Below are 22,771 nucleotides of genomic sequence, written 5' to 3' on the forward strand. Positions count from 1 at the left end.
ATGAGCCACAGAGCATTGATCGTAGTAGCTGAAGGCGTCGATGACTTGCAATGCGTGACCTTGATCGACGTGTTGCGCCGCGCCGAGGTGGAGGTGGTGGTGGCCAGTATCGAGGGGCGGCGGATGCTCACGTGCGCCCGTGGCACGCGCCTGACGGCCGACGGCATGCTGGTGGACCTGCTTGCCCAGCCGTTCGACCTGATTGTGTTGCCCGGCGGTGAGAAAGGTGTGCAGCACATGGCGGCGCATCAACCGCTGAACCAGCGGGTGGTGGATCAGGCCAAAGCCGGCAGTTTTTTTGCCGCGATTGGCGAAGGCCCCTTGGTGTTGCAGGCGTTCGGTCTGTTGCGTCAACGACGCATGACCTGTCATCCGGATGTCAGCCAGCGGTTGTCCGGTTGCAGTTTCGTCGATCAGCCGGTGGTGGTGGACGGCAATTGCATCACTGCCCAGGGTTCGGCAGCGGCGTTGGCGTTTGCCCTGACGCTGGTCGAGCAGGTGGCGGGTAGGGCGGTGCACAAGCGGGTGGCGGCTCAGCTAGGTGTGTGACGTGCCTACCGGGCCCGGGTGTGCATATGATCGCGCCCGGCCAGAGTTGGAAACAGCTTGATCCACACCCCGGTCACCAGCAGGGTTCCGACGCCACCCAGCACCACCGCTGGCGCCGTGCCGAACCAGTGCGCGGTCAGCCCCGATTCGAACTCACCTAGCTGGTTCGACGCACCGATGAACAGCCCGTTCACCGCGCTGACCCGGCCACGCATTTCGTCCGGCGTCTCCAGTTGCACGAAGGCACCGCGAATCACCATGCTGATCATGTCGGCAGCGCCCAGCACCGCGAGGACGGCCAGGGAAAACCAGAACGAGGTCGACAGGCCGAAGGCAATGGTCGCTACACCGAAGATTCCCACGGCGGTGAACATCACCCGGCCGACATTGCGTTCCACCGGAAAGCGCGCCAACCACAGTGACATCAGCAAGGCACCCACGGCCGGGGCCGAGCGCAGTAGCCCCAGGCCCCAGGGGCCGGTCAGCAGGATGTCTTTGGCGAATACCGGCAACAGCGCGGTGGCGCCGCCCAGCAGCACGGCAAACAAGTCCAGGGAAATGGCGCCGAGAATGTCCGGGCGACTGCGGATAAAGCGGATGCCGGCCAGCAGCGAGTCCAGGCTCGCGCGCCCTTGCTGCGGGTGTTGCGGGCGGACCTTGAGGCTCAAGGTCAGCAGGCAGGCCGTCACATACAGCAGCACGGTCGGGCCGTACACCCAGGTACTGCCAAGGGCATACAGAAATCCGCCGACTGCCGGCGCGACGATGGTCGCTGATTGCATGGCCGACGCCGAGGCGGCCACAGCACGCGGAAACAACGCGCTGGGGACGACGTTCGGCAACAGTGCCTGGGTAGCCGGCATTTCAAAAGAGCGGGTGCTGCCCAGCAGGAAGGCGAGGATGAAGATCAGCTCGCGGCTGACATTGTCGGTGCTGCTGCCGATCACCAGCGCCAGTGCAATCAAGGCCTGCGCACTCTGGCACAGCGCCGCCACGCGCCGCCGGTCATAGCGGTCAGCGACGTGCCCGGTGTGCAGCATGAACAGCACCCGCGGGGCGAACTCCACCAGGCCCACCAGGCCCAGGTCCAGCACGTTGCCAGTCAACTGATAGAGGTGCCAGCCAATGGCCACGGTGAGCATCTGAAAACCACTGGCGGTACACACGCGCGCCAACCAGAACGCAAGGAAGGGACGGTGCTGGCGCAACAACAGCGGCTGGTCTGACATCGGCGAAACAGCGCCTCGGCGAGGGGAACGGCTGCGCAGATTATCACTAGTTTGTAACAAGCGGTTGCGAGGAGTTTGCCAAAGTTGCGTTTCGTGCACTGTTTTGGGGCGCACAAAAAAGGTGACAACTGATCTGCGGCAATGAACCACACAACTGCGCGGACGGTTCAGGACTATCCTTTCTGGCAACCGTTGATCCAGATCAATAGTTTCATCCGCAACGGTTGGCCATACGGTCGAATTCCCTGCGTTGTGATGTTTTTAGAACAATTCCAACTCGCCGCACTCAACTACCGTGGGGGCAGTTGGCGCCAAGGCGTAACGCCTGACGCCGGATTACCTGACAGAGGAAGCACTATGTTCGGATTAGAGGCTCTAGATCTCGCCCGAATTCAGTTCGCGTTTACCGTGTCCTTTCACATCCTGTTTCCGGCCATCACCATTGGCCTGGCGAGTTACCTGGCGGTACTCGAAGGGATGTGGCTCAAAACCAATAACAGTGTCTACCGCGACCTTTACCATTTCTGGTCGAAAATCTTTGCCGTGAATTTCGGTATGGGGGTAGTGTCTGGCCTGGTCATGGCCTATCAGTTCGGCACTAACTGGAGCAAGTTCTCCGACTTCGCCGGCTCCATCACCGGACCGCTGCTGACCTATGAAGTGCTTACCGCCTTCTTCCTCGAGGCTGGCTTCCTGGGCGTCATGCTCTTTGGCTGGAACCGTGTCGGACGAGGCCTGCACTTCTTCGCAACCGTCATGGTGGCGATCGGCACCATCATTTCCACCTTCTGGATTCTCGCCTCCAACAGCTGGATGCAAACCCCGCAGGGCTACGAAATCGTCAATGGCGTGGTGGTCCCGGTGGACTGGTTCGCGGTGATCTTCAACCCGTCGTTCCCGTACCGGCTGCTGCACATGGCCACCGCGGCCTTCGTTGCCACCGCGTTTTTCGTTGGCGCTTCGGCGGCCTGGCACCTGCTGCGCGGGCGTGACAACCCGGCGATCCGCAAGATGCTCTCGATGGCAATGTGGATGGCCCTGATTGTTGCGCCGATACAGGCCGTCATCGGTGACTTCCATGGCTTGAACACCCTCAAGCACCAGCCGGTGAAAATCGCCGCCATTGAAGGTCACTGGGAAAATGTCGGTGACGAGCCGACTCCGCTGATCCTCTTCGGCATTCCAGACATGGAGGCCGAAACCACCCGCTACAAACTGGAAATTCCGGCCCTGGGCAGCCTGATCCTGACCCACAGCCTGGACAAGCAAGTACCGGCGATGAAGGAGTTCCCGAAAGAAGACCGGCCTAACTCCACGGTGGTGTTCTGGTCGTTCCGGATCATGGTCGGCCTGGGGATGTTGATGATCTTTGTCGGCCTGTGGAGCTTGTGGCTGCGCAAGCGCGACAGGATCTACAGCTCGCGGCCGTTCCTCTACCTGACCCTGTGGATGGGGCCGTCCGGCCTGATCGCAATCCTTGCCGGCTGGTTCACCACCGAGATCGGCCGTCAGCCCTGGGTCGTTTATGGCCTGATGCGTACTGCCGATGGGGTCTCCAACCATAGCTATACCCAGCTGGGCGTCACTCTGGTGATGTTCGTGGTGGTCTATTTCGCCCTGTTCGGTGCGGGCCTGGGGTACATGATGCGACTGGTGCGCAAGGGGCCGAAAACTGGCGAAGGCGAGGAAACCATCACCGGTGGGCCGGGCCAGCACCGTACGCCTGCACGGCCGCTTTCTGCTGCCGATGACGATCACGACGATGGTCAGCACACCAGCCTGAGCAAGGGGAACTGAGTCATGGGTATTGATCTTCCACTGATCTGGGCCGTGATCATCATCTTCGGCATCATGATGTACGTGGTCATGGATGGTTTCGACCTGGGGATCGGCATTCTTTTCCCCTTCGTCAAAGGCGAACAGGACCGTGACGTGATGATGAACACTGTCGCGCCGGTCTGGGACGGTAACGAAACCTGGCTGGTACTGGGCGGGGCGGCGCTGTTCGGCGCCTTCCCGCTGGCCTATGCGGTGGTGCTTTCGGCACTTTACCTGCCGTTGATGCTGATGCTGGTCGGCTTGATCTTCCGCGGTGTGGCCTTCGAGTTCCGCTTCAAGGCCACTGCCGAAAAACGTCACCTATGGGACAAGGCGTTTATCGGCGGTTCGCTGGCGGCGACATTCTTCCAGGGCGTGGCTCTGGGTGCCTTCATCGAAGGCTTCAAGGTGGTCGACCGCAGTTTTGTCGGCGGTTCCCTCGACTGGCTGACGCCGTTCAGCCTGTTCTGTGGCCTGGGGCTGATCGTTGCTTATGCCTTGCTCGGCTGCACCTGGCTGATCATGAAAACCGAAGGCAGGCTGCAACTGCAGATGCATGATCTGGCGCGGCCATTGGCCCTGGTGTTGTTGGCAGTGACCGGTATCGTCAGTATCTGGACGCCGCTGGCTCACCCGGAAATTGCCTCGCGCTGGTTTACCCTGCCCAACCTGTTCTGGTTCCTGCCGGTGCCGATCCTGGTATTGGTGACCCTGTACGGATTGCTCAAGGCCGTGGCACGCAATGCGCACTACACCCCGTTCCTGTTGACCCTGGCGCTGATCTTCCTGGGCTACAGCGGCCTGGGCATCAGCTTGTGGCCGAACATCATCCCGCCATCGATCTCGATCTGGGAGGCGGCTGCGCCACCGCAGAGTCAGGGTTTCATGCTGGTGGGGGCGCTGTTCATCATTCCGTTCATCCTGGGTTACACCTTCTGGAGCTACTACGTGTTCCGCGGCAAGGTGACCCACGAGGATGGCTACCACTAGGAGGGCCCGCGCATGACTGGCAAACAAACCGTCGATGAAGAGAAAAAGCCGCTCTGGCAACGGCTGGGCTGGCTGGCCGTGATCTGGGCCGGGAGCGTGACGGCGCTGGGAATTGTGGCCTGGCTGATGCGCATGTTCATGGCAGCGGCAGGTCTGAGCACCCACTAACGCGTCATTTCCATCTCGCCTTACGGCGAACTTCAGCCCTTCACGGCTTGCGCTGTGAAGGGCTTTTTTTGTGGGGTTACGGCAGCGGCCCGGTGATTACTTGCGTGCCTTGAGCACCACGAATTTTGGCGTCGCCGCCACTTGCTCGACGCCGCGGAACAAACGCGCCAGTTTGCTGTGGTAACCCAGGTGGCGGTTACCCACGATGTACAGCGCTCCGCCAACCACCAAGGCTTCACGGGCCTGCTGGAACATGCGCCAGGCAAGGAAGTCGCCGACCACCTGCTGCTGATGGAAGGGCGGGTTGCACAGCACAACGTCAAGCGACTGTGCCGGCTGTGCAGCCAGGCCGTCGTCGGCACGCACGTTGACTTCCCGATCGCCCAGCGCGGCGTGCCAGTTCTCCAGTGCCGATTGGGTCGCCATGTAGGACTCATCGACCAAGGTGTACTGCGCCTGCGGGTTGTTCAGGGCGCTGGCAATGGCGAGCACGCCGTTGCCACAGCCCAGGTCGGCAACCCGGGCGCTTCCAAGGTTGTCGGGCAAGTGCGGGAGGAAGGCGCGGGTGCCGATGTCCAGGCCTTCGCGGCAAAACACGTTGGCGTGATTGAGCAGTTCCAGGCGAGGCGTGTCGAGGGTATAGCGGGTGGGGTAGGGCGAGACAAACGGCCCTTTGTCCTGTGCCGTGGCGATCAGCAGGCGAGCCTTTTTCTTCGCCAGCGATGCCTGTACCGGGCCTATGTACTTTTCCAGCAGATCACCGGCAGCACGTGGCAAGTGCTTGATCATCGCGCCAGCAACCACCTGGGTACCGGGTGCCAGATGGGAGTGCAGGCGAATCAATTGTTCTTCGAGCAATGCCAGGGTCTTGGGTACGCGCAACAGCACGCAGTCGAACGGCCCTTGCCAGTGAGCGCTGGCGGGAATGAACGGCACGCTGTCGAACGGCTGGCCATTGCGTACCAGGTTCTTTTCCAGGGCCAGCCGCGCCAGGTGCGAGTCACCGCTGCTGATAACGTTCATGTAGCGGCTCAGGCTAATGCCCAGTGCGCCGAAACTGTCGTTCAATACCAGCACGCGCGTGGCGGCACTGGGTGCCTGTTCAGCCAGGTGTTCCAACAGGTACTCATCGGCCGCATCGAAGGCTTGCAAGGGGTCGTTGGCTTGCTCTGGCTGGCGGAGCAGGTCGAGTTCGGCGAAGGGGCTGGTCAACAAGGGCATGGCTTAAGGCTCTGAGGCAGGGGCACGCGGCACAGTCGGCGGCGATTTACAGAGCAGTGATTCTACAGGGCTTGGGCGGCAAGGGGTTACTCGAGAAGGCCGTTCACGGCCGCATCGGCCATGTCACCGGCTTTTGCCACTACATTCCAGCGGTGTTTATCTGCGCGCGTTTGCGCGACACTGGGCGTATCTGTTTTTTGGAGCAAGTCATGACTGCCAGCGCTGAAAATTTCACTCGCCAGACGTTGCTTGACGTCGAGCCGCTGACCCCCAGCCTGTTCAGCCTGCGTACCACGCGTGATCCGGGGTTCCGTTTCCGCTCCGGGCAGTTTGCCCGTCTCGGCGTGACCAAGGCGGACGGGAGTGTGGTCTGGCGTGCCTACTCCATGGTCAGCGCCCCCCATGATGAGCACCTGGATTTCTTTTCCATCGTGGTGCCGGGTGGTGAGTTCACCAGTGAACTGAGCCGCCTGAAAACGGGCGACAGTTTGCTGATTGATCGCCAGTCATTTGGCTTTCTGACCCTGGATCGCTTTGTTGATGGCCGTGATCTGTGGCTGCTGGCCACCGGTACCGGCATTGCGCCGTTCGTCTCGATCCTGCAGGACTTCGAGGCCTGGGAGCGATTCGATTCGATCAAGCTGGTGTACTCGGTGCGTGAAGCCAAAGAGCTGGCTTATCTGGATTTGATTGCCGGCCTTGAGCAGCGCGACTACCTGGCCGAGCATGCCGGCAAACTGCAGTTCATTCCGGTGGTCACCCGGGAGCAACACCCTGGGGCGCTGAATGATCGCATTACTACGCTGATCGAGAACGGCGAACTGGAACGCGCAGCCGGGCTGGCGCTGACGCCGGAGTCTTCGCGGGTAATGCTGTGCGGCAATCCGCAGATGATCGATGACACACGCCAGGTGCTCAAACAGCGCGGCCTCAACCTGAGCCTGAGCCGGCGACCCGGGCAGGTGGCGGTGGAAAACTACTGGTAAGTCAGCTACGCAAAACGGCGCCTCAGGGCGCCGTTTGTGGTGTGGGGTCAGGGTTGCCGATTCTGCGATTTGAGCAAGTCGCGGATTTCGGTCAGCAGTTCTTCTTCCTTGGTGGGCACCGGCGGCAGGGTCGGTGCTTCGGCTTCTTCGCGTTTCAGGCGGTTGATCGCCTTGACGCCCATGAATATCGCGAAGGCGACGATGATGAAGTCGAGCACGGTCTGAATGAATTTGCCGTAGGCCAGCACCACGGCCGGCACATCGCCTTCGGCCGCTTTGAGGGTGACGGCAAGGTCGCTGAAGTCGACGCCGCCGATCAGCAAACCGATGGGTGGCATGATTACGTCGCCAACAAAGGATGAAACGATTTTGCCAAAGGCGGCGCCGATGATGATACCGACGGCCATGTCGACCACATTCCCTTTGACCGCGAAGGCCTTGAATTCACTAAGCACGCCCATGGTTTATTCCTTGTAACAGATGAGGTTGGTAAACGCAGTGTAATTCAGCTACGCGCTTCATGCGCCGCGCTGCCACTACAGACTGCGGTTATACCGAATAGTTTTGTCGTTTTCTGTGGCGGCTCCGCCCACCGAGGTCGGCTATGATGGTGCCTTTTTCCAGAGGACCGTCCCCATGGCCAAGGCCAAGCGCATGTACGGCTGCACCGAGTGCGGCGCGACCTTTCCAAAATGGGCCGGGCAGTGCAGCGAGTGCGGTGCCTGGAACACACTGGTCGAGACCGTGCTGGAGAGTGGCGCGGCAGCGGCACCCAGCGGGCGCTCCGGTTGGGCCGGGCAACAGGCCCAGATCAAGACCCTGGCCGAAGTCAGTGTCGAGGAAATTCCGCGCTTCACCACCGCCAGCGCCGAGCTCGACAGGGTGTTGGGCGGGGGACTGGTCGACGGCTCGGTGGTGTTGATCGGCGGCGACCCTGGCATTGGCAAATCGACCATCCTCCTGCAAACCCTGTGTGCCATCGCTACACGGATGCCGGCGCTGTATGTCACCGGGGAAGAATCCCAGCAGCAGGTGGCGATGCGGGCGCGGCGCCTGGGGTTGCCTCAGGACCAATTGCGCGTGATGACTGAGACCTGCATCGAGGCAATCATCGCCACCGCGCGGGTCGAAAAGCCCAAGGTCATGGTCATCGACTCGATCCAGACCATTTTCACCGAGCAGTTGCAGTCAGCGCCGGGCGGCGTGTCCCAGGTGCGCGAGAGCGCGGCCTTGCTGGTGCGTTATGCCAAGCAGAGCGGCACGGCGATCTTCCTTGTCGGTCACGTTACCAAGGAGGGCGCGTTGGCTGGTCCGCGGGTGCTGGAGCATATGGTCGATACCGTGCTGTACTTCGAGGGCGAGTCCGATGGTCGCCTGCGTTTGTTGCGGGCGGTGAAGAACCGCTTCGGCGCGGTCAACGAACTGGGTGTGTTCGGCATGACCGATCGCGGCTTGAAGGAAGTGTCCAACCCCTCGGCGATCTTCCTCACCCGCGCTCAGGAGGAAGTACCCGGCAGTGTGGTCATGGCTACCTGGGAAGGTACCCGGCCGATGCTGGTGGAAGTGCAGGCGCTGGTCGACGACAGCCACCTGTCCAATCCCCGACGGGTCACTCTGGGCCTGGATCAGAACCGCTTGGCCATGCTGTTGGCGGTACTGCATCGGCATGGCGGAATCCCGACCCATGACCAGGATGTGTTTCTCAACGTGGTGGGCGGGGTCAAGGTGCTTGAGACCGCGTCCGACCTGGCGTTGATGGCGGCAATCATGTCCAGCCTGCGCAACCGTCCACTGGACAACAGCCTGCTGGTGTTTGGTGAAGTCGGCCTGTCGGGCGAGGTTCGTCCGGTGCCCAGTGGCCAGGAGCGTTTAAAGGAAGCGGCCAAGCATGGCTTCAAGCGCGCTATCGTGCCCAAAGGCAATGCGCCCAAGGAAGCGCCGCCCGGGCTGCAGGTGATTGCGGTGACCCGCCTTGAGCAGGCGCTGGATGCACTGTTCGAGTAACGGTGCGGCACACAGAAACGAAAAGGCCGGTGCATGTGCACCGGCCTTTTTTATTTGTATCCCAGTAGTCGTCAATGCTCTGAAACGGCCTCTCGTCGAACCGAGGTTCCGCCATGTTCATCGTCGACCATCACCGGTACCTCCTTGCCTTCGGCGTTGAACAGCTTGCCATCCTGGAAGTAGTCACCGTCACGCAGGGCAGAGATGTCCTGGTAGTTGATGGTGCGCTCGTAGGCGGCAGCAAAGACCGATTGCTGGTCGGAGTTGCCCTTGGTGAAGTGGTTGAAGACCAGGTTGAGGATGATCGCCATGATCGCTGCCGAGCTGATGCCGGAGTGGAAGATGGTGCCGAACCAGCCCGGGAAGTGATCGTAGAAGTTCGGGGCGGCGATCGGGATCATGCCGAAGCCCAGCGAGGCGGCAACGATGATCAGGTTGACGTTGTTGGTGTAGCTGACTTTGGACAGGGTACGGATACCGCTGGCGGCCACGGTGCCGAACAGCACGATACCGGCACCACCGAGTACCGAGGTCGGCACAGCGGCAATCACCCGGCCCATGATCGGCAGCAGGCCAAGTACCACCAGGATCACACCACCGGTCGCCACGACGTAGCGGCTTTTCACCCCGGTCACGGCGACCAGGCCTACGTTCTGGGCAAAGGCGCTCTGGGTGAAGGAACCGAAGACCGGCGCCAGGATGCTGGAGGCCATGTCGGCGCGCAGGCCGTTGCCCAGGCGCTTGGAGTCTACCTTGGTGTCGATGATCTCACCGACGGCGAGGATGTCGGCCGAAGTTTCCACCAGGGTCACCATGATCACGATGCACATCGAGAGGATGGCGGCGATCTGGAAGGTCGGCATGCCGAAGTGGAAAGGTGAAGGCATCGCCACCAGCGGGCCGTCGAGGACCCGGCTGAAGTCGGCCATACCCAGTGACCAGGCGATCAGGGTACCGATGACCATTGCCAGCAGGATCGACAGGCGCGAGATGGTCGCGTTGCCCAGTTTGCTCAGGACCAGCACGATCACGAAGGTCAGCGCTGCCAGGCCGATGTTGGCCATGCTGCCGAAGTCCGGTGCCTTGCTGTTGCCGCCCATGACCCAGCGCGCGGCAACCGGCATCAGGGTCAGGCCGATAGTGGTGATCACAATCCCGGTTACCAGCGGCGGGAAGAATTTGGTGATACGCGAGAACACCGGGGTAATCAGAAACCCGATCAGCGACGCTGCCATGACTGCCCCGAACACCCCGGGCAGGCCACCGCCACCTTCTGTGCTGAGAATCGCGCCCATGGTCGCCACGCCGGCAAAGGAAACCCCTTGCACCAGCGGCAGCTGACAACCGAACCACGGCAGGCCCAGGGTCTGCAGCAGCGTGGCCAGGCCACCGGCAAACAGCGAGGCGGCAATCAGCAGGCCAATATCCGCCGGGCTTAAGCCAGCGGCTTGCCCCAGAATCAGAGGTACGGCAACGATACCTCCGTACATCGTCAGAACGTGTTGCAGGCCGTACGCCAGGTTGGCACCTAGGCCCAGGTTCTCGTCTTCGGGACGTGAGGCTGAAGACGTGCTAGAGGAGGACGTATTCATGGGGCGGGGTCTCTGTTTTATTGTTGTGGCGCTACTGTAGACAAGTACTACCGGTTAACGCCAGAGCAATTGTATACAATTTTTAGATTTGCGTAGGAACAGTCTTACGCAAGGTTTGGGCTCACAGGTGGATGCAGGTTCTGTTCCAACCGTCGAGGCGCAGGCCTTGCACGGCTGCATTGGGAAGGGGGACGAGCGTGCGGAAGCTGTCCAGGTGGACAGAAAAATGTGGCGAAGGGTTTTAGGTAGCCGGCTAACAGTTTTTAAACTTCGATCAGTTCTCGCAATTCACGCATCATCTTGGTGCTGTCGCCCAGGTTGAGCTCCACCAAACGGTGCAGATGAGTGATTGAGTCGATATCGATGTGCAGACAGACAAAGCCGAGTTTGTCCGGCTCTTCGTGGCGCAGTTCGACCTGCATCTGCACCCGGGCTTCGGGGCCCAGGTGGACAACGGCGTCGAAATCCTGGGTCAGGTCGGCCAGCCAGGGCTCCGGGCGCTCGATCAGCATCCCTTTGAGGGACAGGTCGAGCAGGTTGACTTCCCAGCACTCACTGCCCTGGCGCAGCTCGGTGGGGGCATCGAAGGCCACACGCTGGAAATGTCGACGTTCTTGATGGTCGCTCATGTTCAGGCACTCCGGGGTTCTACCTGGCAGGTTCTACCTGACTATAGCTCAGCACTTGCCAAGGCTCGCGCAAGGGCGCATAACGACTGTTGTTCAGTCCGCGTTGAAGGCTCTAGACCAACGTGGGGGCTGGTCTTTCCCGTCAGTATCGCTAGACTCGAAAGGCTGTCTTTTATCCACTAGCTGGAAGCAAACCATGAACAACAATAATAGCCTGCTACGTCACATTCCGTGGCTGGCGCTGGCAGTCATAGGAGCCTGTGCGCTGGGTGTGGTCGCCCTGCGTCGTGGCGAGGCCATCAACGCCTTGTGGATTGTCGTCGCTTCGGTGGCCATCTACCTGGTCGCCTACCGCTACTACAGCCTGTTTATCGCCACCAAGGTGATGCAGCTGGACCCTCGTCGGGCTACCCCGGCAGTGCTCAACAATGATGGCCTGGACTATGTCCCGACCAACAAACACATTCTATTCGGTCACCACTTTGCCGCCATTGCCGGTGCAGGTCCCCTGGTGGGCCCGGTGCTGGCAGCGCAGATGGGCTACCTGCCCGGCACGCTCTGGCTGATCGCCGGCGTGGTGCTGGCCGGTGCGGTGCAGGACTTCATGGTGCTGTTCATGTCCACCCGCCGCAACGGTCGCTCGCTGGGTGACATGGTGCGCGAGGAAATGGGCCGGATTCCGGGCACCATCGCCCTGTTCGGCTGCTTCCTGATCATGATCATCATCCTCGCGGTGCTGGCCCTGATCGTGGTCAAGGCCCTGGCCGAGAGCCCATGGGGCATGTTCACGGTGATGGCGACCATACCGATCGCGATGTTCATGGGCATCTACATGCGCTACATCCGTCCGGGCCGCATTGGCGAAATCTCGGTGATCGGCGTGGTGCTGTTGCTGTTGTCGATCTGGCTGGGGGGCCAGGTTGCCGCAGATCCGGTCTGGGGCCCGGCATTCACCTTCACCGGCGTGCAGATCACCTGGATGCTGGTAGGTTACGGTTTCGTTGCCGCCGTGCTGCCGGTCTGGCTGGTGCTGGCGCCACGTGACTACCTGTCGACCTTCCTCAAGATCGGCACCATCGTTGGCCTGGCCATCGGTATCCTGATCATCGCACCCGAGCTGAAAATGCCGGCGCTGACTCAGTTCACCGACGGTACCGGCCCGGTGTGGAAAGGTACCCTGTTCCCGTTCCTGTTCATCACCATCGCCTGTGGCGCGGTGTCGGGCTTCCACGCGCTGATCTCCTCGGGCACCACGCCCAAGCTGCTGGATAACGAAACCAATGCCCGCTACATCGGTTACGGCGGCATGCTGATGGAGTCGTTCGTGGCGATCATGGCCATGGTGGCTGCCTCGGTGATCGAGCCGGGTGTCTACTTTGCCATGAACAGCCCGGCCGCCGTGGTCGGTGCCGATGTCGTGTCGGTTGCCCAGACGGTCAGCAGCTGGGGCTTTGCGATTACCCCTGACGCCCTTGAAGCGGTTGCCAAGGACATCGGTGAGCACACCATCCTGGCCCGTGCCGGTGGTGCGCCGACCCTGGCGGTAGGTATTGCTCAGATCCTCCACCAGGTGCTGCCGGGTGAAAACACCATGGCCTTCTGGTACCACTTCGCGATCCTGTTCGAGGCGCTGTTCATCCTGACCGCTGTCGACGCCGGTACTCGTGCCGGTCGTTTCATGCTTCAGGACCTGCTGGGCAGCTTCATTCCGGCCCTCAAACGCACTGAATCCTGGGGCGCCAACCTGCTGGCCACCGGCGGTTGCGTGGCCCTTTGGGGTTACTTGCTGTACCAGGGCGTGATCGATCCACTGGGTGGTATCAACACCTTGTGGCCACTGTTCGGCATCTCCAACCAGATGCTCGCCGGTATCGCCTTGATGCTCGGCACCGTGGTACTGATCAAGATGAAGCGCCAGCAGTACATCTGGGTCACCCTGCTGCCAGCTGTCTGGCTGCTGATCTGCACCACCACTGCCGGTTTCATCAAGCTGTTCGATCCGAACCCGGCCGTTGGCTTCCTGGCCCTGGCCAACAAGTACAGCGTGGCGCTCGACGCCGGGCAGGTACTGGCACCGGCCAAGGACATCGGCCAGATGCAGCACGTGATCTTCAACGCCTACACCAACGCTGGTCTGACCATCCTGTTCCTGTTCGTGGTGTTCAGCATTCTGTTCTTCGCTCTGAAGGTCGGCATCGCCGCCCTGGGCAAGAAAGAACGCACCGACAAGGAAACCCCGTTCCAGGCTCAACCGGATGCGTAACCCAAGAGGAATGCAGTGATGTTCAACGATCTGGGTCGACTGGGTAAGTACCTGGGGCAGGCAGCCCGCCTGATGGTCGGCATGCCCGACTACGACAACTATGTCGAGCACATGCAGACCAAACACCCGGACAAGCCGGTGATGAGCTACGAGGCGTTTTTCCGCGAACGCCAGGAAGCCCGTTACGGTGGCAAGGGTGGGCCGAAGTGCTGTTGATCTACAGCGCCTGACGCCCGTAGAACCTGTGGGAGCACGGCTTGCCGTGCTCCCACAGTCATTTTCAGTTCAGGAGATTTTCGTTTGCACGCGCCCATTCCCGTAACAGTGCTCAGCGGCTTTCTGGGGGCCGGCAAGACCACCTTGCTGCGCTATCTGCTCAAGGCCGAACACGGCCTTAAGATCGCCGTGATCGAGAACGAATTCAGTGATGCCGGCATCGATACCCAGCTGTTGGGCGATGAACCGGTACAGGTCATGACCCTGGCCAACGGCTGCGTTTGCTGCACCATCCACACCGACCTGACCAAGGCTTTGTTCCTGCTGCTGGAGCGTCTGGACGCTGGCGAAATTGCCTTCGACCGCCTGGTGATCGAATGCACGGGCCTGGCCGATCCTGCACCGGTGGCACAAACCTTCTTTATCGACGAGGAGTTGCGCGAGCGCTACATCCTCGACGGCATCATCACCCTGGTCGATGCCGCGCACGCCGACCAGCACCTGACCCAGGCCATTGCCCAGGCGCAGGTGGGGTTTGCCGACCGTTTGCTGGTGAGCAAGACCGACCTGGTCGAACCGGCTGACTTCCAGGCCCTGAGCGAGCGTCTCGCGCGCATCAACCGCCGAGCGCCGATCCGGGTGGTTGAGCACGGTCGCATTGACCTGGCCGAACTGCTCGATGTACGCGGTTTCAACCTCAATGCCGACCTTGGTGGCGGCCTGAGCTTGCGTCCGGTCAGCCAGGCTGTCACCCCGGACCGCATCTCCAGCATGGTGCTGCGCACCGATACCCCGCTGGACATCGATCGGCTCAGCGACTTCATGAACCAGTTGCTGGAAGACCATGGCAAGCAGTTGTTGCGATACAAAGGCGTGCTCAACATCGCCGGGGAAGATCGGCGCCTGGTCTTCCAGGGCGTGCTGAAGCTCTATGGTTTTGACTGGGATACCGAGTGGGTCCAAGGCGAGAGGCGCGAGAGCGTGATGGTGTTTATCGGCGATGAGCTGCCGGAGGCGAAGATCCAGGAGGGATTCAAGGCGTTGAACTGATTATCGACAGATGAAGCCCGCGCAATGACGAGGGCTTCTCGATTATCACAGGCGTCAAAGCACTCTTTCGCCTCAAATGTTGCGTTCGAGAATTTTGACCCTGAAGGGTAACTGCTCGTTTTGGTTGGAAAACAGGTAGATGTGGCTGGAGTCGTGACGCCTCGAACGGTGCACGCAATTGCCTGATTTATGGTCCCTCAAAAGACAGGTGAACTGGCTTGCGCCTATATCGGATAGCGTCACAGGCCCTTTCGGTCCGACTATTTCAAAGTGAGTTGGTGCCACTTCGTCGGGATGAAAGGCCCCAATCGCACCTGAGGGGCAGCTGCTGATAGCTTTGTCAAATTGCGGGCCGCTTGATCTGACATAAAGCAGGTAACCCTTATCGGTATGGGAAAAGTACAGCGTCAGGACCGGCGGTGACTGCGTACTGGCTTGATGGCTGAGCAGATGTGAATCATCACGGTAGTTGAAGCGACCACTGAATACGCCTCCCCCCGTACCCGGAAGCATGATTTTCACGGGCTGGCCGAGCAGGACATCCAGAAAGTTGAGGTCAGCCCCTGGGCTGCTTACCTCGGCGATGAAGGATTGTTGCTGGTGAGTGAGCATCTTGGAACGTCCTCGAGTGGGCACCTGGGGCGTTCAGGTGCGGGATCTCAGACTAGGTTTATCGCAGCGTAGTGGGCAGTGGGAATGTGTATACCGTCAGGGCAAAAAAAAGCCCGCATCGCTGCGGGCTTTTTCACCTCTGCTAACTGCGATTACTTGCCGTAAACCGGCAGCTTTTTGCAGATGGCCTTGACCTTCTCACGAACGGCATCGATCACCGCTTCGTTGTTCAGGTCAGCCAGGATGTCGCAGATCCAGCCGGCCAGTTCTTTACACTCGGCCTCTTTGAAACCACGGGTGGTCACAGCCGGGGTGCCGAAGCGCAGGCCGGAAGTGACGAACGGGGAACGTGGATCGTTCGGTACCGAGTTCTTGTTAACGGTGATGAAGGCGCGACCCAGAGCAGCGTCGGCGTCTTTACCGGAGATCTCTTGCTTGATCAGCGACAGCAGGAACAGGTGGTTCTGGGTACCGCCGGAAACGACGTCGAAACCGCGCTCGATGAACACGCCGGCCATGGCCTGGGCGTTCTTCACCACTTGTTGCTGGTAGGCCTTGAACTCAGGCTGCAGTGCTTCTTTGAAGCAGATCGCCTTGGCGGCGATAACGTGCTCCAGTGGGCCACCCTGGGCGCCCGGGAATACTGCGGAGTTCAGCTTCTTCTCGATGTCGGCGTTGGCACGGGCCAGGATCAGGCCGCCACGTGGACCGCGCAGGGTCTTGTGGGTAGTGGTGGTTACCACGTCGGCGAATGGAACCGGGTTCGGGTAAACGCCTGCAGCGACCAGACCGGCAACGTGGGCCATGTCGACGAACAGGTAGGCACCGACCTTGTCGGCGATTTCGCGGAAGCGCGGGAAGTCCAGCACTTGCGAGTAGGCCGAGAAACCGGCAACGATCATTTTTGGCTTGTGCTCGACAGCCAGGCGCTCGACTTCGTCGTAGTCGATCAGGCCGTTGCCGTCGATGCCGTATTGAACGGCGTTGTACAGTTTGCCCGAAGAGCTGACGCTGGCGCCGTGGGTCAGGTGACCACCGTGGGCCAGGCTCATGCCCAGGATGGTGTCACCGGCCGACAGCAGGGCCAGGTAAACGGCAGCGTTGGCTTGCGAGCCTGCATGCGGCTGGACGTTGGCGTAGTCGGCGCCGAACAGTTCCTTGGCGCGGTCGATGGCCAGTTGCTCAACCACGTCGACGTATTCGCAGCCGCCGTAGTAACGCTTGCCTGGGTAGCCTTCTGCGTATTTGTTGGTCAGAACCGAACCCTGGGCTTCCATGACAGCCGGGCTGGTGTAGTTTTCCGAAGCAATCAGCTCGATGTGCTCTTCCTGACGCTGGGCTTCTTGCTCCATAGCGGCAAAGAGATCGGCGTCGTACTTGGCAATGGTCAAATCACGGCTGAACATGGCGGTCCTCAAGGATCGTGCTGAAATAGGCGGGCATTCTACCTCATCAGGTTTTGTCTGGCATATGAAAGGGCATCATGTCGCAGACAAGTGGGCTTCATTCTGAGATGGAAGGTGTTTCCATCGCCGGCAAGCCGGCTTCTACAAAGTGGCTTGCCAGCGATGAGGCCGGATCGGCACAGCATCACTCGAACATGAACAGCGTTTCGTTGCTGAACTGCGCTTCGAACTGGTTGGCTGGCATCGGCCGCCCGAACAGGTAGCCCTGAACTTCGTCGCAGCCGTGTTCGCGGAGAAACTCCAGTTGCTCGTGGGTTTCCACGCCTTCGGCGATTACCGCCAGGTTCAGGCTGTGCGCCATGGCGATGATTGCGCGGGCGATTTGCGCGTCCTGTTCGCCTTCGGGGAGACCGTCGACGAAGGTGCGGTCGATTTTGAGCACATCGATGGGGAACTGTTTGAGGTAGTTGAGCGATGAGTAGCCGGTACCGAAGTCGTCGACCGCAATGCTCAGGCCGAGTTTCTTCAGGGTATCGAGGATCACCATCGCTTCGTTGACCTCGCGCATCAGGATACTCTCGGTCAGTTCCAGTTCCAGGCACGCCGGCGGCAGCCCGGTTTGTTCAAGGATGGTGGCAATCCTGGTACCCAGCTGGCCATCGGAGAACTGCCGCGCCGAGATGTTCACCGACACCTTGGGCACCCGCACTTTGTCCTGGTGCCAGGCCTTGAGCTGGCGGCAGGCTTCCTTGAGCACCCAGTCGCCGACATCCACCACCAGGCCCAGCTCTTCGATCACCGGGATAAAGTCGCCCGGCGGCACCAGTCCGCGGCGCGGATGGCGCCAGCGCAGCAACGCCTCGGCACCGGTCAGGCGCTTGCCGTCACCGCTGAACTGAGGCTGGTAATAAAGGATGAATTCGTTTTGCTCCAGGGCATGGCGCAGGTCGCTTTCCAGCTCCAGGCGCTCCAGGGCACTGGCGTTCATGTCGGCCTGGTAGAACTGGAAGTTGTTCTTGCCACGTTCCTTGGCGTGGTACATGGCGGTGTCAGCGTTCTTCATCAGCTGGCTGAGTTCGCTGCCGTCCTGTGGGCTCAAGGCAATGCCGATGCTGGCGGTGACAAAGAACTCGCGGTTCTCCAGCACGAATGGCCGCACCAGGCTGTTGAGAATCTGCTCGGCCACATTGATGGCGCGGTTGAGGGCCATCTCACGGGTTGCCCGTGGTTGCAGCAGCAGGGTGAACTCGTCGCCGCCCATGCGTGCCACGGTATCGTCGTCATCGACGCAGTCGAGCAGGCGCTCGGCCATGTCCTTGAGCATGCGGTCGCCGGCGGCGTGGCCGAGGGAGTCATTGATCGGCTTGAAGCGGTCCAGGTCGAGGAACATCAGCACCACCCAGGCTTTCTGCCGCTCGGCCTGCTGCAGGGCCGTATGCAGGCGGTCCTGGAACAGGGTACGGTTGGGCAGGTGGGTCAGGGCGTCGTAATAGGCCAGGCGATGGATGCGCTGTTCACTGGCTTTGCGCTCGCTGATGTCGGTGAAAAAGCACACGTAGCTGGCCAGGTCGCCTTCATCGTCGAGCACAGCGGTGATGCCGACCCAGGCCGGATAGTGTTCACCATTGCGCCGCTTCAGCCAGACTTCGCCTTCCCAGGTGCCGCGCTGGTTGAGCTGCTTGAGCACATAACGCAGGTGCGCTTCCTGTTGTTCATCCACTGTCAACATGCCCGGCAACTGGTCGAGCACATCGGCCACGGCATGGCCGCTGACCCGGCTGAAGGCTTCGTTGGCCTGGACGATGTAGCCGGCCGGGTCAGTGATCAGGATGGCCGAGGTCGAGTGTTCGAATACCGTGGCCGCCATGCGCAGGTCTTTTTCGGCACGGCGCTGCTGGCTGATATCGCGGCCGACACCAAGGATGCCCTCGAAATGTTCCTGGTCATCCCAGACCAGCACCAGCCGCAGTTCGATGGGGATCTTGCGGCCGTCGGCGCGCAGGCAATCGAACAGGAACAACTGGTTGGGCAACTGGGTACGCAATTGCGCCAGTTGCTGCGGATTGCCCAGGGCGCGATTGACCCGCTCGATCAGGTTGTAGATACCGGTCAACTGCGCCGGGTTGGCAATGGTCGACTGCCAGCCGTTCTCGAAGATCCACTCCACTTCATAACCCAGCACCGCCAGTACGGAAGGGCTGACGTAGTTGAGCTGGAGCTGGCTGTCGGTCGAGAAGATCACGTCACTGATGCTTTCGGCGAGCATGCGGTAACGTTGTTCGCTGTCGCGCAGCGACTCGCTGGCCTCAATCTGATCGGTGACGTCTTTGCCCACGCCGATGATTCGCGTGACAACACCGTTGCCATCGCGGCTCAGGGCCTGTTCGCGGATGTCGAAGCGCAGCCAGCGTTGATCGCGGTGACGGAAGCGCAATTGGCAATGCAGCTGGTCGACGCCGCCAGGTTCGCGCTGCTTCTCGCGCATGTGTCGGTACAGTTCGGCGTCGTCCGGGTGCAGCAGGATCTCCCAGAAGCGTTCGCCCATTTGGGCCAGTTGCGTGCGGTCATAGCCCAGGGTCTGGCCCAGGTGGCGGTTGCTGAAGATCATCTGCTGGCTTTTGACATCCTGCACATACAGTTGATCAGGCACGGTACGGACCACATCCGACCAGAAGCTTTCGCGCTCAAGCAACGACAACTCGACCTGCTTGCGGCTGGTGATGTCACTGATGCTGAGGATCACGGCCTGGTAATCCTGTTGCTGCTCGGGGAACCTGACCATCAGCCACAGGTGCAGGTCCTGGCCGTCGCTGCCAGGCAGGCGAACCTCCAGCTCCAGTTGCTGCTGGTTGTCCAGCACGGCTTCGAGCAACTGCACGCCGATGCCTTCGGTGCCGGCTTGCGCGCCTTCCACCAGGTAATGCCAGGCCTGGTTGCAGCAATTGACGCCCAGCAACTGCAGCGCCACCTGATTGACCTCGGTGACCCTCAACTCCTGCAGCAAGACACGACGCAGTGGCAAGTCGTACGCCAGGCGTTGTTGCAGGGCCTGGCGGCTGCGCAGGCGGTGACGTTCCAGCAGGGCGGGCAATCCGGAAAGGTCCAGCACGCACAGGGCAACGCCGGTGCCCTCGAAAATGTCGTGATAGCGCCGACGGCTTTCGTGCAGCATGCGATGGCGCCGGCGCATGTTGAACAAGGCCAGCAGCGGGAGCAGGGCACAGAACAGGCCAAGCAGGCACTTGCCCACCAATGCTGGCAGCAGTTGTTGCCGGGCGAGCCCTGCGTCGAACAGGCCGCGCAATTGCCAGGTACTGTTATCCAGAAATGCCAGCATCACGCTTTGCAGGGGTTCGTCACTGCCTGGGGTTGGCTGGTGGCGATTGATGATCTCGCCGGTGCGGCTGTTTTCCAGAAGCCACAGGGGGTGGTTGGGGCGGTCAAGGTGCGACGTCAGCTCGCCGTAGTAGGTCGAGTTCAGGCGCAACAACCAATAACCCGGTGTATCGCCAGACTGACGAAGCAATAGATAGACGTGCTGATTGTCCGCTGAGTTGCTGAAAAAGTAGTCGTGGCCCTGATTCAGCCGCACGATCTCATCCAGGGTACTGCGGTCAGGTGTCTGGCCAAGGCTGTCGGCCAGTACCTGTCCCTGGGCATCGACCCAGGCCAGGCTATGCAGGGCCGGCATCTGCTGCTGCAACTGCGTCAGCACCGCAGGCAGTTGCCCGGGACTTGGCGACGAACGGTAAGGCTGGACGATGTTGTGCGCCACCTGAGCCTTGAGCGACATGTTCAGGGCCATGTGGTCGGCCAGCTCGGCGCTGGCATTGAGGCTGTGCTGGTACTGGTCGGCCTGGGTGTGGCGGTACTGGTCGAACAGTTGCCATAGCAGCAGGCCGAGCAGCAGCAGGACCAGCAGGGCCAGCGCGCTTTTCAGCGAGCCGCGTAAAGGCGAGCCGGACGCGCTGGACGGTTTGCGCAAAGGTGTCGGCTGAGAGAGATTGGTCAAACGGTGATCCTGCGGTATGGCTGGATGGCAGGTTTAGAGTTGCTGGCTGGCAAGGGCCGCGGTCCTGGCGGCGACTCCGGATGCGCACTATAAGCCCGACGCCCGGAGGGCGGCTAGCATGCCCGCAAATGTGGCAAAGTGCCAGCCCTGTTCGTCGGCGGTTTGCCCAACCGGGCGCATTACGGTAGCTTTGGCCCTTTCCAGGACGCTACGGCTTCCTTCATCTGCATTGCACCCATTTTTTCGTCTCTGACGCTAGGTTTTTCCATGGCTCAATACGTCTATACCATGCATCGGCTGGGCAAGGTTGTCCCGCCGAAGCGGGAAATCTTGAAGAACATCTCCCTGTCGTTTTTCCCGGGCGCCAAGATCGGCGTGCTGGGCCTGAACGGCTCGGGTAAATCCACCCTGCTGAAGATCATGGCGGGTGTCGACACCGAGTTCGACGGCGAAGCGCGTCCGATGCCTGAGCTGAACATCGGTTACCTGCCGCAGGAACCACAGCTGGACCCGACCAAGACCGTGCGCGAAGTGGTCGAAGAAGCGGTCAGCGTCATCAAGGACGCTCAGGCGCGTCTGGATGAGGTCTACGCGGCCTATGCCGAACCGGATGCCGACTTCGACAAGCTGGCGGCCGAACAGGCCAAGCTTGAAGCCATCCTGCAGGCCAGCGATGGCCACAACCTTGAGCGCCAGCTGGAAGTCGCGGCCGACGCCCTGCGCCTGCCGGCCTGGGATGCCAAGGTCGAGCACCTGTCCGGTGGTGAAAAGCGCCGTGTGGCCCTGTGCCGCCTGCTGCTGTCCGCACCTGACATGCTTCTGCTCGACGAACCGACCAACCACCTGGATGCCGACTCCGTCGCCTGGCTGGAACACTTCCTCCACGACTTCCCGGGCACCGTGGTAGCGATTACCCACGACCGTTACTTCCTCGACAACGTCGCCGGCTGGATCCTCGAGCTCGACCGCGGCGCCGGTATCCCGTACGAAGGCAACTACTCGGGCTGGCTTGAAGCCAAGTCCGATCGTCTGGCCCAGGAATCCAAGCAGCAGTCGGCCCACGAAAAGGCCATGAAGGAAGAGCTGGAGTGGGTGCGCAAAGGCGCCAAGGCCCGTCAGTCCAAGTCCAAGGCCCGCCTGCAGCGCTTCGAAGAAATGCAGTCGCAGGAATTCCAGAAGCGCAGCGAAACCAACGAGATCTACATTCCGGCCGGTCCGCGCCTGGGTGACAAGGTCATCGAGTTCAAGAACGTCACCAAGGGCTATGGCGATCGCGTGCTGATCGACAACCTGTCGTTCTCCATGCCCAAAGGCGCCATCGTCGGTGTGATCGGCGGTAACGGCGCCGGTAAGTCGACCCTGTTCCGCATGCTCATGGGCAAGGAACAGCCGGACTCGGGCAGCATCGAAATCGGTGAAACCGTGCAGCTGGCCTGTGTTGACCAGAGCCGCGAAGACCTCGACGGCAACAAGACCGTGTTCCAGCAGATCTCCGACGGTTCCGACCAGCTGCGTATCGGCACCTACGAGATTCCGTCGCGTACCTACGTCGGCCGCTTCAACTTCAAAGGCGGCGACCAGCAGAAGTTCGTCAAAGACCTCTCCGGTGGTGAGCGTGGCCGTCTGCACTTGGCCCTGACCCTCAAAGAGGGCGCCAACGTCCTGCTGCTCGACGAACCGTCCAACGACCTCGACGTGGAAACCCTGCGTTCGCTGGAAGAAGCCCTGCTGGATTTCCCGGGCGCTGCCATTGTGATCTCTCACGATCGCTGGTTCCTGGACCGTGTGGCCACCCACATCCTGGCGTACGAAGACGACTCGCAAGCGGTGTTCTTCGAAGGCAACTACACCGAGTACGAAGCTGACCGCAAGAAGCGCCTCGGCGAAGCTGCTGCCCAGCCGCATCGGGTACGGCACAAAAAACTGGCATAAGCCTTCGGGTTTTTGCACTGAAACGGGGCCTTCGGGTCCCGTTTTTTTTGCCGGGCAAACCCTTTCAATGCGCGAAGGGAAAGGCGTTGCGGCG

Annotated in this window: 18 protein-coding genes; 10 read left to right on the forward strand and 8 right to left on the reverse strand. The window is 60.9% G+C overall.

Features of this window, described 5'->3' with window-relative positions; all coding sequences use genetic code 11:
• A complete protein-coding gene (locus I5S59_RS04610) occupies window positions 1-549 on the forward strand; it encodes a DJ-1 family glyoxalase III (RefSeq protein WP_197875598.1) in 549 nt (182 codons plus the stop codon).
• 5 nt (window positions 550-554) lie between these two features.
• Here I5S59_RS04610 and I5S59_RS04615 read toward each other — a convergent pair whose 3' ends face one another.
• Window positions 555-1,778: an MFS transporter gene (locus I5S59_RS04615; RefSeq protein ID WP_197875599.1), complete on the reverse strand. Its 1,224-nt coding sequence runs from the start codon at window positions 1,776-1,778 to the stop codon at window positions 555-557.
• Between the two features lie 357 nt (window positions 1,779-2,135).
• Between I5S59_RS04615 and I5S59_RS04620 the strand changes: the two genes are divergently transcribed.
• From I5S59_RS04620 to I5S59_RS04630, 3 genes are read left to right on the forward strand one after another with little or no spacing between them, the layout of a single operon-like run.
• Entirely contained in the window at window positions 2,136-3,575 is a 1,440-nt protein-coding gene (locus tag I5S59_RS04620; RefSeq protein ID WP_128322856.1) for a cytochrome ubiquinol oxidase subunit I, read from the forward strand.
• Between the two features lie 3 nt (window positions 3,576-3,578).
• On the forward strand, window positions 3,579-4,586 hold the full coding sequence (cydB, locus tag I5S59_RS04625; RefSeq protein ID WP_197875600.1) for a cytochrome d ubiquinol oxidase subunit II: 1,008 nt from the start codon (window positions 3,579-3,581) through the stop codon (window positions 4,584-4,586).
• Window positions 4,587-4,598: 12 nt separating this feature from the next.
• Window positions 4,599-4,754 carry a DUF2474 domain-containing protein gene (locus I5S59_RS04630; protein WP_197875601.1) on the forward strand — a complete coding sequence of 52 codons (156 nt, stop codon included), beginning with the start codon at window positions 4,599-4,601 and terminating at the stop codon, window positions 4,752-4,754.
• Between the two features lie 96 nt (window positions 4,755-4,850).
• Here the strand turns inward: I5S59_RS04630 and I5S59_RS04635 are convergent, their stop codons facing one another.
• Complete coding sequence (locus tag I5S59_RS04635; RefSeq protein ID WP_197875602.1) at window positions 4,851-5,975, reverse strand: methyltransferase; 1,125 nt, start codon at window positions 5,973-5,975, stop codon at window positions 4,851-4,853.
• 209 nt (window positions 5,976-6,184) lie between these two features.
• On the opposite strand from I5S59_RS04635, the gene I5S59_RS04640 reads away from it, so the two are divergent.
• Window positions 6,185-6,961 carry a ferredoxin--NADP reductase gene (locus tag I5S59_RS04640; RefSeq protein ID WP_197875603.1) on the forward strand — a complete coding sequence of 259 codons (777 nt, stop codon included), beginning with the start codon at window positions 6,185-6,187 and terminating at the stop codon, window positions 6,959-6,961.
• 47 nt (window positions 6,962-7,008) lie between these two features.
• Here the strand turns inward: I5S59_RS04640 and mscL are convergent, their stop codons facing one another.
• The gene (gene mscL, locus I5S59_RS04645) at window positions 7,009-7,422 is read right to left on the reverse strand and encodes a large-conductance mechanosensitive channel protein MscL (RefSeq protein WP_197875604.1); all 414 of its coding nucleotides are present in this window, start codon (window positions 7,420-7,422) and stop codon (window positions 7,009-7,011) included.
• Between the two features lie 175 nt (window positions 7,423-7,597).
• Between mscL and radA the strand changes: the two genes are divergently transcribed.
• The gene (radA, locus tag I5S59_RS04650; RefSeq protein ID WP_128322850.1) at window positions 7,598-8,965 is read left to right on the forward strand and encodes a DNA repair protein RadA; all 1,368 of its coding nucleotides are present in this window, start codon (window positions 7,598-7,600) and stop codon (window positions 8,963-8,965) included.
• Between the two features lie 71 nt (window positions 8,966-9,036).
• Here radA and I5S59_RS04655 read toward each other — a convergent pair whose 3' ends face one another.
• Both I5S59_RS04655 and I5S59_RS04660 read right to left on the reverse strand, forming a co-directional pair.
• Entirely contained in the window at window positions 9,037-10,557 is a 1,521-nt protein-coding gene (locus I5S59_RS04655; RefSeq protein WP_197875605.1) for a nucleobase:cation symporter-2 family protein, read from the reverse strand.
• A 263-nt stretch (window positions 10,558-10,820) separates the two neighbouring features.
• On the reverse strand, window positions 10,821-11,186 hold the full coding sequence (locus I5S59_RS04660; protein WP_128322848.1) for a PilZ domain-containing protein: 366 nt from the start codon (window positions 11,184-11,186) through the stop codon (window positions 10,821-10,823).
• A 196-nt stretch (window positions 11,187-11,382) separates the two neighbouring features.
• On the opposite strand from I5S59_RS04660, the gene I5S59_RS04665 reads away from it, so the two are divergent.
• From I5S59_RS04665 to yjiA, 3 genes are all read left to right on the forward strand, one after another.
• Window positions 11,383-13,449, forward strand: a complete 2,067-nt coding sequence (locus tag I5S59_RS04665) for a carbon starvation CstA family protein (protein WP_128322847.1) — start codon at window positions 11,383-11,385, stop codon at window positions 13,447-13,449.
• Window positions 13,450-13,467: 18 nt separating this feature from the next.
• Window positions 13,468-13,665, forward strand: coding sequence for a YbdD/YjiX family protein (locus tag I5S59_RS04670; RefSeq protein ID WP_028944033.1), 198 nt, complete (start codon window positions 13,468-13,470; stop codon window positions 13,663-13,665).
• Window positions 13,666-13,749: 84 nt separating this feature from the next.
• Window positions 13,750-14,715 (forward strand): GTPase, encoded by a 966-nt coding sequence (yjiA, locus tag I5S59_RS04675; protein WP_197875606.1) that lies wholly within the window; start codon window positions 13,750-13,752, stop codon window positions 14,713-14,715.
• 72 nt (window positions 14,716-14,787) lie between these two features.
• On the opposite strand, the gene I5S59_RS04680 is transcribed toward yjiA, so the two are convergent.
• The 3 genes from I5S59_RS04680 to I5S59_RS04690 form a co-directional block, all read right to left on the reverse strand.
• Window positions 14,788-15,327, reverse strand: coding sequence for a hypothetical protein (locus tag I5S59_RS04680; protein ID WP_197875607.1), 540 nt, complete (start codon window positions 15,325-15,327; stop codon window positions 14,788-14,790).
• 152 nt (window positions 15,328-15,479) lie between these two features.
• Window positions 15,480-16,733, reverse strand: coding sequence for a serine hydroxymethyltransferase (gene glyA, locus I5S59_RS04685; RefSeq protein ID WP_128322844.1), 1,254 nt, complete (start codon window positions 16,731-16,733; stop codon window positions 15,480-15,482).
• 184 nt (window positions 16,734-16,917) lie between these two features.
• Window positions 16,918-20,745 carry an EAL domain-containing protein gene (locus tag I5S59_RS04690; protein WP_197875608.1) on the reverse strand — a complete coding sequence of 1,276 codons (3,828 nt, stop codon included), beginning with the start codon at window positions 20,743-20,745 and terminating at the stop codon, window positions 16,918-16,920.
• Window positions 20,746-21,012: 267 nt separating this feature from the next.
• On the opposite strand from I5S59_RS04690, the gene ettA reads away from it, so the two are divergent.
• Window positions 21,013-22,677 carry an energy-dependent translational throttle protein EttA gene (gene ettA / locus I5S59_RS04695; RefSeq protein WP_128322842.1) on the forward strand — a complete coding sequence of 555 codons (1,665 nt, stop codon included), beginning with the start codon at window positions 21,013-21,015 and terminating at the stop codon, window positions 22,675-22,677.
• The last annotated feature ends 94 nt before the right edge of the window (window positions 22,678-22,771 follow it).

Source organism: Pseudomonas alkylphenolica, from assembly GCF_016009175.1.
In the GTDB taxonomy this organism is placed as follows: domain Bacteria; phylum Pseudomonadota; class Gammaproteobacteria; order Pseudomonadales; family Pseudomonadaceae; genus Aquipseudomonas; species Aquipseudomonas alkylphenolica_B.